This is a genomic window from Pseudoalteromonas sp. Scap06 (assembly GCF_013394165.1).
Lineage (GTDB): Bacteria > Pseudomonadota > Gammaproteobacteria > Enterobacterales > Alteromonadaceae > Pseudoalteromonas.
On the sequence record NZ_CP041330.1, the window covers coordinates 2,627,748 to 2,642,236 of the forward strand.

The following is a 14,489-nucleotide window of genomic DNA, read 5'->3' on the forward strand; positions in this document are numbered from 1 at the left end:
AATAAATATTTTAAGCGGCTACTTTGTTTAAGTAAGCAATAATATCGTTTGATTCATAAAGCCATTTAACTTGGCCATCTTGCTCAATACGTAAACAAGGTACTTTAACTTTTCCGCCTTGCTCTAATAGCTCTTGGCGGTATTGCTCATCATTTTTTGCATCGCGTGTTTCAATTTTTAAGCCTTCACGCTTAATTGAACGGCGTACTTTTACACAAAAAGGGCATGCTTTGAATTGATAGAGCTTAAATTGTGCGGTTTGCTGATCAAGCTTAGTTTGCTCTTGCGGATCACGTTTTTTGCTACGCGGCGTAAAAACAAAATTAAAAAATAAGATGATACAACCTAAAACCCAGCGAACTAATTTCATCTTCAATACTCTTTACAACAAATTTAAGGTGCAAGATTTTAACACAAAAAAGCGCAACACTATAAGCGGATTATACGTTGCGCTATATCGTTAAAAAAGTGCTTAATTACAACACCACCATATCATCTCTGTGTAGCACTTCCACGCCGCTATCGTAATCAAGTAAATGGCTGATTTGATTAGAATGTGCGCCTTTTATTTTATCGATTTCAAGATGGCTAAAGCGCGTTAACCCGCGTGCAATAATTTGCTGGTTTACATCAATTAAGTTAATTAAATCTCCACGTTCAAATTCACCTATTGCACGCGTAATACCTTTAGCAAGTAAACTAGCCCCCTTAGATTGCAATGCATGCACCGCACCGGCATCAATTAAAATTTGGCCACTACTTTTAGGCCCTGCCAATAACCATTTTTTTCGACCATCTTTAGGCGCGGTAAGTTTTAAAAAACGGGTGCCTGGTAGTTGCTCGCTCATGCATTTTAAAATCACATTTTCATCAGCGCCTTTGGCAATAATCACCTCAACCCCAGCTCTTCTGGCAATATCCGCGGCCTGTAATTTGGTTGCCATACCCCCTGTGCCTAGGTTCGTACCGCTGCCACCCGCAAGTTGGCGTAACTCATCATTAATATGGGTAACTTCGTCAATCAAGGTGGCGTTAATGTCGGTGCGCGGATCGCTGGTGAATAACCCTTGTTGGTCGGTCAGTAGCAGTAACTTATCGGCATTGGCTAAAATAGCCACCAATGCCGACAAGTTATCGTTGTCACCTACTTTTATTTCGCTAGTAGCAACTGCGTCATTTTCATTAATGATCGGCACTACATCGTAATTTAATAGGGCATTGAGGGTATCGCGTGCATTTAAATAGCGCTCTCTGTCGTCAACATCCGCGCGCGTTAGTAGCATTTGCCCGACGTTAATGCCATACAACGCAAATAAGCTTTGCCAAATATGAATGAGCTGCCCCTGTCCAATGGCGGCCAACATTTGTTTGTCTATTAATGTGCGCCCACAGGGTTTTAATAGCTGTTCGCGACCTGCGGCAACCGCACCGCTTGATACTAAAATAACGTGATGACCTTGCTTTTTTAGCTCACTGCATTGGCGAACAAGTTCCACCATATGTGCTTTGTCTAACTTATCGGTACCGCCAGTGAGTACGCTTGTACCTAGCTTTACAACTACGACCTGATCCCTTTGCATGTTTTTTACTTAGCGCAATAAATGATGAATTTATTTATACCAGTTCGGTATTTTTGAACAAGTAAAAAATATTCAATCACCCCCTCTGCATGCTAGGATCGCACTATATTCAACCGATTAAATTACACCTTATGCCTGCCAGTTTATGTTTAATTATTGCCACCTTTTTGTGGGGTAGCTCCTTTATTGCACTTAAATACGCGATTGCGATTTATGACCCTGCCTTGGTGATATTTTTACGTATGCTCACCACTTTACTGATTTCGTTATGTTTATGGCGTTACGTAATTCGCTTTGAATATTTAAAAGGCGATTGGAAGTACTTATTAGGCATGTCACTGGCAGAGCCTTGCTTGTACTTTTTATTTGAAGGCCACGCAATGGAATATACCTCAGCGTCTCAGGCGGGGGTGATTGTTTCTTGTTTACCCATTATTGTGGCATTTTTAGCGTTTTTCATGCTCAAAGAGCATATTAGTAGAGCTATTGTGGTGGGTTTTACGCTGTGTATTGGCGGTAGTATTTTACTGACCTTGCTCTCACCGAGTTCAAGCCAAGCCCCAAACCCATTACTGGGGAATTTTTTAGAATTAATGGCCATGGTGTGCGCGGCATTTTATACCGTGTGTATAAAACATTTAGCTAACCGCTACTCCCCACTCACATTAATTGCTCTGCAAGGCGTGAGTGGTAGTGTGTTTTTTGCTCCGTTTTTATTATTTATTGATCTACCTAGTGAAAACCAACACGATTTAACCGCACTAATGAGCATTTTGTACTTAGGCTCTTGTGTTACTTTGGGTGGGTACGGCATGTACAACTATGCGATTAGTAAAGTGTCGGTATTAACTGCAGCAGCTTACTCTAATTTAATCCCTATTTTCACTTTAATTTTGTCAGCCATTATCCTCAACGAAGTACTAACTCTTGGGCAGTGGATCAGCATTTTTGTGGTGTTTATAGGCGTAATGATTAGCCAACGCCATCAAGAACTAGTGGTCGATATTCCTAACTCAACTTCGGGTGAGGATATTTCTGCCGACACTAACCATCTTAAATCGGTACCCGAGGCCAGTGAATCAAAAGGGTAACAGGTTAATAAATACAACCCTGATTGCTGCAAAAAATCGGTGTTGTACTGATTAATCACCTCAACATGAGTCACTGAATAATGTTGCACTTGGCCATTTTTAAGTTGTAGAGAAAATTGTTCCCCCACTTTAGCGTTTTTTAAAAACGCAAAGTGGGTATCGTTGTGGCCAGCAATAAGTGCTCCTTGCGAATTACCAAAATCAGCCCCACCTAAATCCCCTGCTGGTAAAAAGTGGCTCGGCGCAAACGCTAAATTTCTACCACTTGCACCATCAAGCACGGTTAGTCGTTTATTATGCTTTGGCCATATTATTTTTGCCACTGGGTAACTATCAGCATAAAACCACGGCTTAATTTTTTTATTAGGCGATTTAAGGGCTGTTTGCCAAGCTTGCTCTATTAACACTTGTGCAAGCCATGCCTTTGCCTGCATGTATACACCATGGCCAAACAAGCTCAGCCCCAAGGCTAGTAAACCTATGCTTAGCCACTTTTTCATTTACAGCGCCTTACTAACAACAGACCACCTAGAAGTAGTAATGCTCCAAACACAATATGCATTTTGCTTTGCCCATCTGTTTGCGGCAAGCGCATGGTCATTCCTTGTGGCATAGTATTAGCCACTTGTGTGCTTTGTTTAGCAACTTCTTTAATAGTGGTCTCTTCTATGGCAATGAACGCAGTAAATGGGCTAAGTAATTGATGCTCAAGCGCGAGCTGCTGCACTTGCTGTTTTACAACACTTTGTTGGTTGTATAACAATAACGACTTTATTTTTTGACGTGCCCAAAGCTTATCAATTCCCGTGGCTTTTGAACTTGCTTGCGGATTAAGCTTAACCTTAAACTCCCCATGCGCCGTTTGCCCCGTAAAAGTAATTGCATCGGTAGTGTCTAATTTAATAGCCACCATAATAGGCTCAGCAAAATATAGGTCAGGCAAAGGTGAGGGCCAAAAATCTAAGCTGTCTCCATTTGTATTTGTTAACGCTAAATTAGTCATAGCCGGGTGAGCAAGTTTATCAAACAACTGCTGCATTTTCGGCTGCACATCATGAGCACTGCTTATAAAGGTGTAAGTTCCCTTGCCTATATCAGCGGCACGACGCATAAAATAACGGTTAGGCGCGCTACCAATGCCCACGGTAAATAAACGGCTATCACCTAAGGTATGCGCAATATGTTTAAATAACTGATCTTCGTTACTTACGCTACCATCGGTTAAAAATACAACTTGGCGTACAAACCCTTCAAACTGCGCACCATCGAGTACTGCATCAAGTGCGCCTTTTATTTCAGTTCCGCCATCGGCTTGTAAGTTATAAATAAAGCGCTCTGCTCGACGTAAATTAAAGTCACTGGCAATTAATGGGGTCTCACTCATGGCTGCAACCTCACTATTAAAACTGACAATATTGAAGCTATCATCACTATCTAATAATGATAATGCGTAAAACAGCGCTTTTTTAGCTTGTTCAATAGACTGCCCATGCATAGATCCCGAAGTATCAACTACAAACACCATTTCACGCGGTAAACGCTGAGATTGAGTAAAGCTATCGCTTGGCGGCATTAGCATTGCTAACGCATACTGCTCACCATTTTGTGCTTGCTGAGTAAAAAGTGCAGCTTGCGCTTGCGCTAGTTGAAGTGGCTTAAACTCAAGTACAAAGTCTCTATTTATGGCTTGCTGTGGTTTTAGCACAATGCTGTATTGCCCAAATGCAGGGTTTTCAATATTAACTTGATGGTACTTAGCGTTTATATCAACCAATTCTAAGCCTATATCCATGTTAATTGTTAAGCTTAAATCGCTGGCATTTGCCGCCTCATTGGTTTGTTTTGTGTAAACAGGGCTTAACCAACCCTGTGGAGTAAACGAAGGTGTGTTAGTGCTTGTTATCGCATGTGTATCTTGTTCATCGTTAACTTCCCCTGTTATTGCATGATAGCGTGGCGTCATTGTGGTTGGAAAATGAATCGCAAAGATTCCGTGTTGGTAATCAATAATCTCTTGATACTCAAGCGTTATAACTATTTCTTCTCCTGGCCCTACATTTGCCACATTTGTAATAAACATATTTGCACGCTGCTGTCGCAGCAATGAAGCTTGTTTGCCTGCTTTTTTGGCAGCTTGGTACTGTTTTTCAGCTTGGCGTTTTTTTGCTATTTTACCTTTAATAACTCGCTCGCCAATGCGCATGGTCATTGCTTGCACGGCGCTTTCATCGGGTAAAGGAAATAAATAACGTGCATTTACGGCAAAAGGATTTTCATTTATGTAGTGCTGCGTTACTACAACATGATTAATTAGCCCTGTTAGGGTCATTTTTGCATCGCTTTTTAAAATAACCCCAGGGTTAACCGCCACTCCTTGGCTATCAAACAAGGATAGTTTTGGCGACTGTGCATGGCTTTTAAAGCTGGCCAAAAGCACGATAATAATAAAAATAAAAAGGCTTACCTTGGTAAGCACTTTGGTGGGTTTACTCAACATAAATCACTCCATCGAACGCCTTGCGATTAATTGCTTGCTGTTTGATCAGTCGTTTGATTAAGCGCACGGGTAGTGAGAGTAACGCGCCTGTCAAAAAAGTTATCTTCAAGGGTGTTACTATTTGCTATGCTTTGTTGCTCGCCAAATGCTTGTGCGCTTAAACGTATATGGCTTACACCTTGTTTAATTAAGTAACTTTGTACGGCGTTTACTCTGGCTTTTGAAAGTAATAAGTTTGCTTGCTCTTCACCACGCTGATCGGCAAAGCCACTTAAATCGAGTGCGAGTTGCGGTTGGCTTTTTAATAACGCAACCAATTGATCAAGCTGCTTGGCAAAATGTGGAGCAATATCGCTAGAGCCTGTTTTAAATTGCACCGTCATCGCCAATAAATTATTAAGCTGCGATTGAGTTAATTGCTCATTTTGTTGCGCCAGTAGTTCAAGTTGCGCCTCTAGGTGACTGTTATGATTAAGTACGTGCTGGTAGTCGTTGGTTTTCTCTGCCATTACAGTTAAAGCTTGCTGCTGCTCAGCAATGGTTTGCTCAGCCACCTTGGCATCGCCAATCAAACCACCAGCAAATGCGCCTACAAACGCGCCAATTGGGCCACCAACCACGCCACCAATAATGGCACCGGTGCTCAGGCCAACTATTGTTTCTTTTTTTGCTTCTTTTGATGGGGTATCCGCAGCAAATACTGGCGTACAAAAAGTGCTAACAAGTGTGAGTGCGATTAATGTTTTCTTCATGGTCTATTCCTTACTATTAATAATGGTTGGCAAGCTATTGGTTGGCACTTGCGTTGTATTGGTAATTTCAATAGCTGTATTAAAACACCATGAAGTGGCAACAAAGGGGAGTAAAAATGGCAAACTGCTGAGCAATTGTGGCAAAAAAATGGCAATTGCCTTTTTCACCTTACTTAGCACGAAAACTTCGTTATAGTGCGCTTTAAAATAAATAAGGGTGTGTAGAATGAAAAAAATAGCTATCGTTGAAGATGAAACTGCCATTCGCGAAAACTACATAGAAATGCTGAGCGCTCAAGGCTATCAGGTAAGTGGTTATGAAAACCGCACTCAAGCAGAAATAGCTTTTAAAGAAGCACTCCCCGATTTAGCCATTGTTGATATTGGCTTAGGCCATGAAATAGATGGCGGCTTTTTACTGTGCCAAACACTGCGTTCACTTTCTAAAACCTTACCAATTATTTTTTTAACCGCTCGCGACAGCGAAATAGACACCGTATGCGGCCTGCGCATGGGCGCCGATGACTACCTAACCAAAGATATTAGCTTAGCGCATTTAGCCGCGCGTATTGGTGCGCTATTTCGCCGCATGGAAGCATTAGAGCAACCCGCCGATGCCAACGCATTAATAATTCGCGGTCAACTAACACTCGACACGCAACGCATGCAGGTGCTTTGGCAGCAACAGTTGGTTGATTTAACCGTAACTGAGTTTTGGATGCTGCACTCACTCGCCCAACGACCTGGCCACGTTAAAAGCCGTAATGAGTTAATGAGCGATGCTAAAATTTATGTAGACGACAGCACCATTACCTCCCATGTAAAACGCATTCGCAAAAAGTTTATAGCACTCGATAGCCAGTTTGACTGCATTGATACCGTGTATGGCATGGGTTACAGGTGGGAGCAACCCACATGCTGAGATTTGGCCTACGCAGTAAATTTATTCTACTTTCATGCTTTTTGTTTTTGTTGCCATGGTTAGGCTACGAGTACGTATGGGAAATGGAAAAGTTTTTACGCCAAGGCCAAGAAAAAACGCTCGTAGGCACTACACGCGCACTGGCAACAGCCCTGCACGAACGCCCCGCTTTATTTGACGAACAAACCAACTTTTTAGATCAAGTTGTAAAAGGCCGCGATCTCTATGCTTATAATTTAAAAAGCCCAATTCAGCTCGATGGTAAACTCAGCGACTGGGACGCTTACCAATCGCTATTTTGGCTGTATGACAAACGCTACTTACAAACAGCCAATGATAACCATCAACTGAACAACTTATCATTTAGCCACATGGTAGGTAAGTTTGATAATTACTTATATGCTGTATTTAAAGTCACAGATGACACTGTAATTTACCGTGCTAAAAACAGCCTCAGCATTACCAATAATGACTATGTAAAAATTGGCCTAAAAAACCCTGATGGGCAATTTAATACTTATATTATTGCTCCGCGCCAAGATGGCTGGGTCAACGCATTTGATGCCAACAGTAAAATGCCTTTTACTAAAATTCAGGGTTTCTTTAAAAAAACTGAAACAGGTTATAACCTTGAGCTGCGCTTTCCTTTGAGTATGCTTGGCAATAAACTGGGATTTGCCATTGCCGATGTTGATAGTAAACAACCAAACCAAACCCCTAGTATTATGTCTACATCGAACTTAAATAACCCGAATGATTTAGGTTCGGTACTGGTGCCCTCCCCTGAAATAAACCGTATATTAAAAGGCATGGGACACAGCGGCAGTCGCATATGGGTGGTCGATAATCATCACCGTGTATTAGCGCAATCGGGCAGTATTCAAAATGCCGATGGCGTATGGGCCGATGGGCTAAAAAATCAAGCGCCAAAAACTGCGTGGCAGCGCTTTGAACAGGCCTATTTACATCCTTTGTATTATAAAATTTTAACGCGTCCTGAAGATGAATTTATAGATACCTTACACGATGTAGCTTCAATGCAAGGCGCTCATTTAGCCAAAGCACTGAAAGGTCAACCGGCCTCGTCTTGGCGACTCACTCCCGATAACAAAGCGGTAATATTATCGGCTGCGTATCCTATTTGGATTGAGGATAAGGTTATTGGGGCAGTTATAGCTGAAGAAACCACCAATGGCGTGCGTACACTGCGTAATAAATCGCTGGAAAAACTATTTAATGTGATTTTAGCGGTCATGTTAATTGGCACAGTCACTTTGTTCTTTTTTGCTTCGCGTATATCGAGCCGTATTAGGCGACTACGAGATACAGCAGAGCAAGCCATTGATGCGCAAGGACGAGTAACGGGCCATATAAATTACAGCGATGCCAATGACGAAATTGGCGATCTGTCGCGTAGCTTTTCAAATATAGTGAGCCGACTTGGTGGCTATACCGATTATTTAGAAAATATGTCGTCGCGCTTATCTCACGAGCTGCGCACACCGGTTGCGGTTGTCCGTTCATCTCTTGAAAACTTACAAAGCTTGCAGCAAAGTGAACTGAGTCAAAAATACCTTGAACGTGCCAGCGAAGGGGTTGAGCGCTTAGGGAAAATAATTACCACTATGAGCGAAGCTACCCGCCTTGAGCAAAGTATTCAAAGTAATGAGCCAGAGCAGTTTGATTTACAAAAAGTGATTAGTGGCTGTATGCAGGGCTACCAACTTACTTATACTAACCAGTTATTTACACTCAACATTTGCCAAAGCACACTGCCAATGCAAGGTGCCCCTGAATTTATAGCGCAACTGCTCGATAAGCTAATTAATAATGCCTTGGAATTTAGTGAAGCTAACACAGCAATTGAAGTCAGCCTTAAGCAAAATGAAAACAAAGCAACCTTAACGGTAAGTAATACAGGTACTTTATTGCCTGAGGGACTTACTGAACATATTTTTGATTCTATGGTATCGGTGCGCAGCCAACAAATGCAGCAACAACCGCATTTAGGCTTAGGGCTTTATATTGTAAGACTAGTGTGTGATTACCACAAAGGTACAGTAACAGCGCACAATAATGAGCAAGGTAATGGGGTGGTATTTACTGTGAGCTTACCACTTAATAACTAAAGGTTCCCTAGAAGCTATGCCTCTTTTTTTAACAAGCGATACAAAGTATCCATACGCTTATGCGCTTGCTGCACCTTTGCTTGCGCCTCAACTTTTATAGTTAAGATAAGTAGTAACAACAGATAAAAACTAGGCTGAGCTAATACGTCTGGGAACATCAATGAAACAAATGCGATATAAGCAAAACTGCCAAATAATCCCTTAAAAATATCAAAGGGTTTAGGTGAGTGTTTTTCAAACTCATCTTCAAGAACTCGTTTTTTTTCAGCTTCGCTTATCGCTAATTTTGCGTTAATTTGTTCTGGTGTCATTAAATTAAGTCCTTTTAAGATAAATACAATTATGGATATGCAGCTTTCACTATTAAGAATGATAAGCAAACTCAATTGTATCGCTATTTGGTAAAAGTGACGAGCAAAAAAGGCTGAAACGTCCTAGGGTCTGTTGACCTTTGCGATTAAAATTTGTTCAAACTAGGGGCGGTTTAATCGCGGCGCGAGGTTTGTAGCCTAGTGGGCTCGATAACTGCTCCTGCGTTATTCTACTGGCTTACATCCATGTAAGAATAAGTAAAAACCGAGCAAAGCTTCCGCGTCCTGCTCACGCCCCTTACCTACATCCATGTAGGCAACAAATAGTAAATCGCTCCTAGGCAGAACCCGAAGGGCAGCGCCCGTTTGGCATTGATGCTACGTTACCGCCTATTTATGGGGAATAACCACACTACATAGGCGCTGCCTTGCCTAAATACCAAACAGACTGCTGCAAATTCAACCTTGAAAGGTCAACAGACCCTAGTTATAGCAAGGACGTTTAAAAATGACTTAATGCAATATTATAATCAGTTTAAGTGACCTTGAGAGTGTTAGTGTTTAAAAACGCTTTAATGCAGTCTATTTCAGCTTGTTTGACCGTTTCGCCTATTTCGGGGCCTTTTTTGCCGCTTTTAAGCGCGTCTTGCACTATCTGTTTTTTATCCATTTTTTGTAGTTCGTTGTGAATAGCACGTAATTTAGCGGCTTGTGGATAGGGCTTATCCACCAGCGTTTCGCCTCGTCCTTGTGCATCACACTGGCACGCTTGAGTAAAGGCAATAAAACGCTCTGGATGCACTAGCGCATTTAAATTAGTGACGATTAATTTATGAATAGTTTGCGGTCTTAACTGTTCAAGCGTGTGACAAAGGGTATGGTTATCACTGGTAAGCACGCCTATATCACGAAAGCGATTAGGCACTTTTAAACGTTCACAAAAGGCCTCAACTACAGCAACCCCTTCACGTTCATGGCCGCGTAAATTACCGCGTTTTTTATAGCTTAGCGCTTTACCAAAGTCATGGGTTAAAGCAGCAAAACGAGTTTCTAGGTTGAAGCCTAAATCGGCTGCTCGTCTAAGGACTAGCATGGTATGGACAAACACATCGCCCTCGGGATGATGATTTGCCGGCTGCGGGGTATTTTTCATCTGTTCTATTTCAGGAAAAATACCTAACCCATCTAATGCTTGAAAATAAAGCTCAGGGTGTTTTTCGCCAAGCGCTTTTTCTGTTTCAAGCCAGACTCGCTCTGGTACTAGATGTTCCAACTCGCCTTTATTTTTAAGCTCATGCATTAATGCAGTAGTACTTGGATGAATAGACCAGTCGCTACCATAACGCGCTAAAAAGCGAGCAATACGCAATACCCGAACAGGGTCTTCTACAAATGCTTGGGTGGTGTGACGCAGTATTTTATTTTTTAAATCAGCTTGACCATTAAATGGATCAATAATAGTGCCGTTTTCGTCTAGCGCCATAGAGTTAATGGTTAAATCTCGGCGTGCTAAATCTTCTTCAAGGGTTACGTTTGGGCTGGCATCCACCACAAAGCCGGTATAACCTTTACCACTTTTACGCTCAGTGCGCCCTAGTGCATATTCTTCTTTAGTGTTTGGGTGTAAGTAAACCGGAAAATCGCTGCCAATGGGTAAAAATCCGAGTGCTTCCATTGTCTCTGGCGTTTCACCAATAACAACATAGTCATTATCTTTTGATTGTATGTTTAGCAGTTTATCTCGCACTGCTCCACCCACTAGGTAAACTTGCTTTAAACTCTGTTGCACTTTATTCCCAACCACTACTTTTAAGCTTTTCTTTGATGTTAATCATACCTAATAGTCATTAAAAAATCTGTGTTGTTTGCCAAGCTTTATTAAGCTCATTACAATAGCGCATTATTTTTTAATACCTAACAGCGAATGAAAAACCACTCAGCAAAAAAAGAACTTATGTTACTGCCCATCCTTTTGGTGGTTATTATTATGTGTGTTGCAGGGCATTTCTTGCTACAGGCTAATTTTCAAGATAGCCATTTGGTTGAGTATTTGTTAGCTGCAATTCCATTTGCTATGTTTGGCTTAGTAATAGTAGCCTTTAAAATGGCAGCCAAAAGTGAACAACAAGAAAATGATGAGTAAATAAGTTACTGATAGTTTTTTTCTGCTTTAGTGACTTTGTATAAATAGCGTCTTGATTCTGCACGTGAGTGCTTAGTGGTGAGAATATTATAAAACTGGCTTGCAGTAAGCTGATTTATTTGTGAAAACGCCACACTTCTATTTTTATTAAATATGCGCAGTACATTACCCGCCCCGCCGTTATAAGACGAGATCATGGCAAAGTGCTTACTTTTGTCGGTACTAATTTTGTTTAAGTAGTTATTTTTTAAAATACTTAAATAGGCGCTGCCAATATCAATATTATGTTTTGGATTAAACAATACAGCTTTGGTTGGTTGCCCGGATACTTTTTTTATTTTTTGGTATACATCGCGCCCTGCGGTAGCCGGGATCACTTGCATTAATCCATAGGCATTGGATGAACTCACCGCATGTGGATTAAAGCTACTTTCGGTTTCAATAATGGCATAAATAAGTGCTGCCGATATTTGATATTTTTTTGCAGCCGCCAGCACATAGTCACTGTATTTTTGTTTTCTTAAATGGGCATTTTGCTCGACTAAATCAAAACTAACCGACGAAATAACGTGCCCATATTGACGTTGCTTTTTTAAGTTATTATTTACTAAATAACGCGCAAATCGATTAGCACGCCAGCTATATTTTATGGGTAACTTATCTTGATCGAGCACTTGTTGGTATAAAAACGGCTCACCTTCTAAAATGGGCGCTTCGCTGGTAAAAATATCGGTTTTATCGGGATCGCTAGAGGTCAGTAAGGTCATAACAATGGCCTGCTGTAACAAGCTTATTGTATTTTTTAACGCGATGGTTTCTACTTTTACAGTGCCTTGCTCAAAATCAATAATGGCACGAGCTTGGTAATCATTACTGTATTTTACGTATTTTTTGGCACTAGGTTGCTGAGTGTTTTGTTTACCCCACTTGCGCCCAACAACGCTTTCTAATGCGGCTAAAAGCTGTTTTACGCTACCAACCTGTGCCTTAATAGAACGGTGTGTTTTTTGTGCTTGCTTGTGAATTGCAACCACGTCAGTAGGATCGTTTTTTACTTGCTTTACCAGTTTATTTAAATCAACAACGGGCGGTAAACCCGACATTGATTTACAGCCACTTAAGCCAACTAGCAAAAGTATAAACGCATACTTTTTCACACAACATCCTAATAAACTTAATAAATCCTCATTTATTATAATACATGATAACCAAACCAGTCAGGTTTAATTGTTTGTGCTTGACCACTTGGGGTTAGTTTAATATTAAGCTGGCTATCGAGTAAGTCGATAGCAAAGCAATCATCAACGTCATGTAAATCATCTTTATGTAGATGGCTAAGCCCTGCGAGTAAATCATTTTTAGCGCGCTGTTTTGCTTCTTCACTACTACTGGCAACATACAAAGCAAAGTCGTGTTGCTCTGCTAGTGAGTCGCTTCTGTAAGCACCTAAGTTAACAAAATAAAGCTGCTTATTTTGCTCTACATAACTATCAACTACCTCGACTTTATAACCATCAATGTGATTAACCGCCATGTAGCTATCCATGTGTACGCTATTTTTGTCGCCTACCCACTGACTTTTAAGCTTGCTATAAGTTTGCTCAATGTTTTGACCTACCACAAAGCGTACGTCGTGCATTTCTATGTGGCAACCTTGAATACGCCCACCTAAATACACCATAAATAACTGCATGCTCACTTCCTTTTTTAAATTATATTAAGCTATCTACGTCAATTTCATGCTTTTTAATTAGCTTATAAAAATCAGAACGATTACGCTTGGCAAGCTTGGCACCTTCGGCCACATTACCCCCTGCCATTTTCAGGGTATTGATAACGTAATCTCGCTCAAACTCTTTTTTAGCGTCGTTAAGCGAAAGTGGCTCAACGTTATTTTCATTGCTATTTAACGCACTAAGCACTAAATGTTCAGATATAACGTCACTTGGTGTTAAGGCAACTACCTGCTCCACCACATTTTGTAATTGACGAATATTACCAGGCCAATCATACCTTACCAATGCATGCATGGCATCGTTTGCAAAACGTTTTTCTTTTTGCTCCATACGTTTTGCAATATTAGCGCTAAAAAAGTTAGCTAATAAGCTAATATCTTCACGGCGTTCTCGCAGCGGAGGAAGTTTGAGATTTACTACGTTTAGACGATAATATAAATCTTCTCTAAACTCTTGATTGCTAATAGCTTCAGGCAGGTTTTTATGGGTCGCTGAAACAATTCGCACATTAATGGGGATCTCTTCTTGAAAACCGACTGGGCGAATGGTTTTTTCTTGCAGCACGCGTAATAACTTAACTTGTAAATTTAGCGGCATATCACCAATTTCATCTAAAAATAAGGTCCCCCCTTGCGCTTGCTGAAACAGGCCTTGGTGATCTTTTACCGCCCCTGTAAATGCGCCTTTTTTGTGACCAAATAACTCCGATTCTAATAACTCACCAGGGACTGCACCACAGTTAATAGCCACAAATGGGCCATCACTAACATGGCTGTGCTGATGAATTGCCTGTGCAAGCAGCTCCTTGCCCGTACCACTAGCACCAGAAATAAGTACATTTACCTGAGTAGGACCTAGTAATTTAACTTGCTCTAGCAAATGCAGCATAGCGCCACTGCGAGTAACAATATTGCTTTGCGGAGTAATATCATCATTATTCACCCCATGTATTTCTATGGCTTTAGCTAAGCTATCGAATAGCTCATCTTTATCAACTGGCTTAGTAATAAAGGCAAAAATACCTTGCTTAGTCGCCTCTACCGCATCAGGAATTGAACCATGAGCCGTCATCATAATTACAGGTAGTGCTGGGTAGCGGCTTTGCAATTGTCGGTGCAGTGCCATTCCATCCATTTCATCCATTCTTAAATCGGTGATCACCGCATCAAATACTTGGCTTTTAAGTATTTGTAATGCATTCATGCCACTATCACTGGTTGTTACTTCATAACCTTTTGATTGAATTCGAATTGCCAGTAACTGCAGTAAGCTGGCATCGTCATCAACGAGTAACACTTTAGCGCTTGATGGAAGTGTGACTGACATAG

General features: G+C 41.1%; 14 protein-coding genes. 4 read left to right on the plus strand and 10 right to left on the minus strand.

Annotated elements, in window-relative coordinates; all coding sequences use genetic code 11:
* Nucleotides 1-10: 10 nt before the first annotated feature.
* Nucleotides 11-370: a glutathione S-transferase N-terminal domain-containing protein gene (locus FLM47_RS12200; RefSeq protein ID WP_008111110.1), complete on the minus strand. Its 360-nt coding sequence runs from the start codon at nt 368-370 to the stop codon at nt 11-13.
* A 106-nt stretch (nt 371-476) separates the two neighbouring features.
* Nucleotides 477-1,580: a glutamate 5-kinase gene (gene proB, locus FLM47_RS12205; protein ID WP_033102848.1), complete on the minus strand. Its 1,104-nt coding sequence runs from the start codon at nt 1,578-1,580 to the stop codon at nt 477-479.
* A 131-nt stretch (nt 1,581-1,711) separates the two neighbouring features.
* Here proB and FLM47_RS12210 point away from each other — a divergent pair, with 131 nt between their 5' ends.
* Nucleotides 1,712-2,671, plus strand: coding sequence for a DMT family transporter (locus FLM47_RS12210; protein ID WP_178956498.1), 960 nt, complete (start codon nt 1,712-1,714; stop codon nt 2,669-2,671).
* Here the strand turns inward: FLM47_RS12210 and FLM47_RS12215 are convergent.
* The 3 genes from FLM47_RS12215 to pdsO are packed head-to-tail and all read right to left on the minus strand — an operon-like array spanning nt 2,566 to nt 5,920.
* On the minus strand, nt 2,566-3,171 hold the full coding sequence (locus tag FLM47_RS12215; RefSeq protein WP_178956499.1) for a class GN sortase: 606 nt from the start codon (nt 3,169-3,171) through the stop codon (nt 2,566-2,568). The genes FLM47_RS12210 and FLM47_RS12215 overlap by 106 nt on opposite strands.
* Nucleotides 3,168-5,168: a marine proteobacterial sortase target protein gene (locus tag FLM47_RS12220; protein ID WP_178956500.1), complete on the minus strand. Its 2,001-nt coding sequence runs from the start codon at nt 5,166-5,168 to the stop codon at nt 3,168-3,170. Before FLM47_RS12220 ends, FLM47_RS12215 begins: the two co-directional genes overlap by 4 nt.
* A 26-nt stretch (nt 5,169-5,194) precedes the next feature.
* On the minus strand, nt 5,195-5,920 hold the full coding sequence (gene pdsO, locus FLM47_RS12225; protein WP_036956574.1) for a sortase-associated OmpA-like protein PdsO: 726 nt from the start codon (nt 5,918-5,920) through the stop codon (nt 5,195-5,197).
* Between the two features lie 226 nt (nt 5,921-6,146).
* On the opposite strand from pdsO, the gene pdsR reads away from it, so the two are divergent.
* The gene (pdsR, locus tag FLM47_RS12230; protein WP_178956501.1) at nt 6,147-6,842 is read left to right on the plus strand and encodes a proteobacterial dedicated sortase system response regulator; all 696 of its coding nucleotides are present in this window, start codon (nt 6,147-6,149) and stop codon (nt 6,840-6,842) included.
* Nucleotides 6,836-8,971 (plus strand): proteobacterial dedicated sortase system histidine kinase, encoded by a 2,136-nt coding sequence (gene pdsS, locus FLM47_RS12235; RefSeq protein WP_178956502.1) that lies wholly within the window; start codon nt 6,836-6,838, stop codon nt 8,969-8,971. The genes pdsR and pdsS overlap by 7 nt, the downstream gene beginning before the upstream one ends.
* Nucleotides 8,972-8,985: 14 nt before the next feature.
* Here the strand turns inward: pdsS and FLM47_RS12240 are convergent, their stop codons facing one another.
* Both FLM47_RS12240 and FLM47_RS12245 read right to left on the minus strand, forming a co-directional pair.
* Entirely contained in the window at nt 8,986-9,282 is a 297-nt protein-coding gene (locus FLM47_RS12240) for a hypothetical protein (RefSeq protein ID WP_138570845.1), read from the minus strand.
* Between the two features lie 535 nt (nt 9,283-9,817).
* On the minus strand, nt 9,818-11,071 hold the full coding sequence (locus FLM47_RS12245; RefSeq protein ID WP_178956503.1) for a multifunctional CCA addition/repair protein: 1,254 nt from the start codon (nt 11,069-11,071) through the stop codon (nt 9,818-9,820).
* Between the two features lie 135 nt (nt 11,072-11,206).
* Between FLM47_RS12245 and FLM47_RS12250 the strand changes: the two genes are divergently transcribed.
* Entirely contained in the window at nt 11,207-11,425 is a 219-nt protein-coding gene (locus FLM47_RS12250; RefSeq protein WP_036981490.1) for a hypothetical protein, read from the plus strand.
* Between the two features lie 5 nt (nt 11,426-11,430).
* On the opposite strand, the gene FLM47_RS12255 is transcribed toward FLM47_RS12250, so the two are convergent.
* The 3 genes from FLM47_RS12255 to FLM47_RS12265 are packed head-to-tail and all read right to left on the minus strand — an operon-like array spanning nt 11,431 to nt 14,487.
* Nucleotides 11,431-12,582 (minus strand): murein transglycosylase domain-containing protein, encoded by a 1,152-nt coding sequence (locus tag FLM47_RS12255; RefSeq protein WP_178956504.1) that lies wholly within the window; start codon nt 12,580-12,582, stop codon nt 11,431-11,433.
* A 35-nt stretch (nt 12,583-12,617) separates the two neighbouring features.
* Nucleotides 12,618-13,118: a DUF1543 domain-containing protein gene (locus FLM47_RS12260; RefSeq protein ID WP_010387662.1), complete on the minus strand. Its 501-nt coding sequence runs from the start codon at nt 13,116-13,118 to the stop codon at nt 12,618-12,620.
* A gap of 19 nt (nt 13,119-13,137) precedes the next feature.
* Nucleotides 13,138-14,487 carry a sigma 54-interacting transcriptional regulator gene (locus FLM47_RS12265; protein WP_178956505.1) on the minus strand — a complete coding sequence of 450 codons (1,350 nt, stop codon included), beginning with the start codon at nt 14,485-14,487 and terminating at the stop codon, nt 13,138-13,140.
* Nucleotides 14,488-14,489: the final 2 nt, after the last annotated feature.

Excerpts from the sequence above, each read along its gene's own strand:
- proB (WP_033102848.1), bottom strand. The coding sequence starts at position 1,580 with ATGCAAAGGGATCAGGTCGTAGTTGTAAAGCTAGGTACAAGCGTACTC.
- FLM47_RS12260 (WP_010387662.1), bottom strand. The coding sequence starts at position 13,118 with ATGCAGTTATTTATGGTGTATTTAGGTGGGCGTATTCAAGGTTGCCAC.
- FLM47_RS12265 (WP_178956505.1), bottom strand. The coding sequence starts at position 14,487 with ATGTCAGTCACACTTCCATCAAGCGCTAAAGTGTTACTCGTTGATGAC.
- FLM47_RS12240 (WP_138570845.1), bottom strand. The coding sequence starts at position 9,282 with ATGACACCAGAACAAATTAACGCAAAATTAGCGATAAGCGAAGCTGAA.
- FLM47_RS12215 (WP_178956499.1), bottom strand. The coding sequence starts at position 3,171 with ATGAAAAAGTGGCTAAGCATAGGTTTACTAGCCTTGGGGCTGAGCTTG.
- FLM47_RS12220 (WP_178956500.1), bottom strand. The coding sequence starts at position 5,168 with ATGTTGAGTAAACCCACCAAAGTGCTTACCAAGGTAAGCCTTTTTATT.
- pdsS (WP_178956502.1), top strand. The coding sequence starts at position 6,836 with ATGCTGAGATTTGGCCTACGCAGTAAATTTATTCTACTTTCATGCTTT.
- pdsR (WP_178956501.1), top strand. The coding sequence starts at position 6,147 with ATGAAAAAAATAGCTATCGTTGAAGATGAAACTGCCATTCGCGAAAAC.
- FLM47_RS12210 (WP_178956498.1), top strand. The coding sequence starts at position 1,712 with ATGCCTGCCAGTTTATGTTTAATTATTGCCACCTTTTTGTGGGGTAGC.
- FLM47_RS12250 (WP_036981490.1), top strand. The coding sequence starts at position 11,207 with ATGAAAAACCACTCAGCAAAAAAAGAACTTATGTTACTGCCCATCCTT.
- FLM47_RS12200 (WP_008111110.1), bottom strand. The coding sequence starts at position 370 with ATGAAATTAGTTCGCTGGGTTTTAGGTTGTATCATCTTATTTTTTAAT.
- pdsO (WP_036956574.1), bottom strand. The coding sequence starts at position 5,920 with ATGAAGAAAACATTAATCGCACTCACACTTGTTAGCACTTTTTGTACG.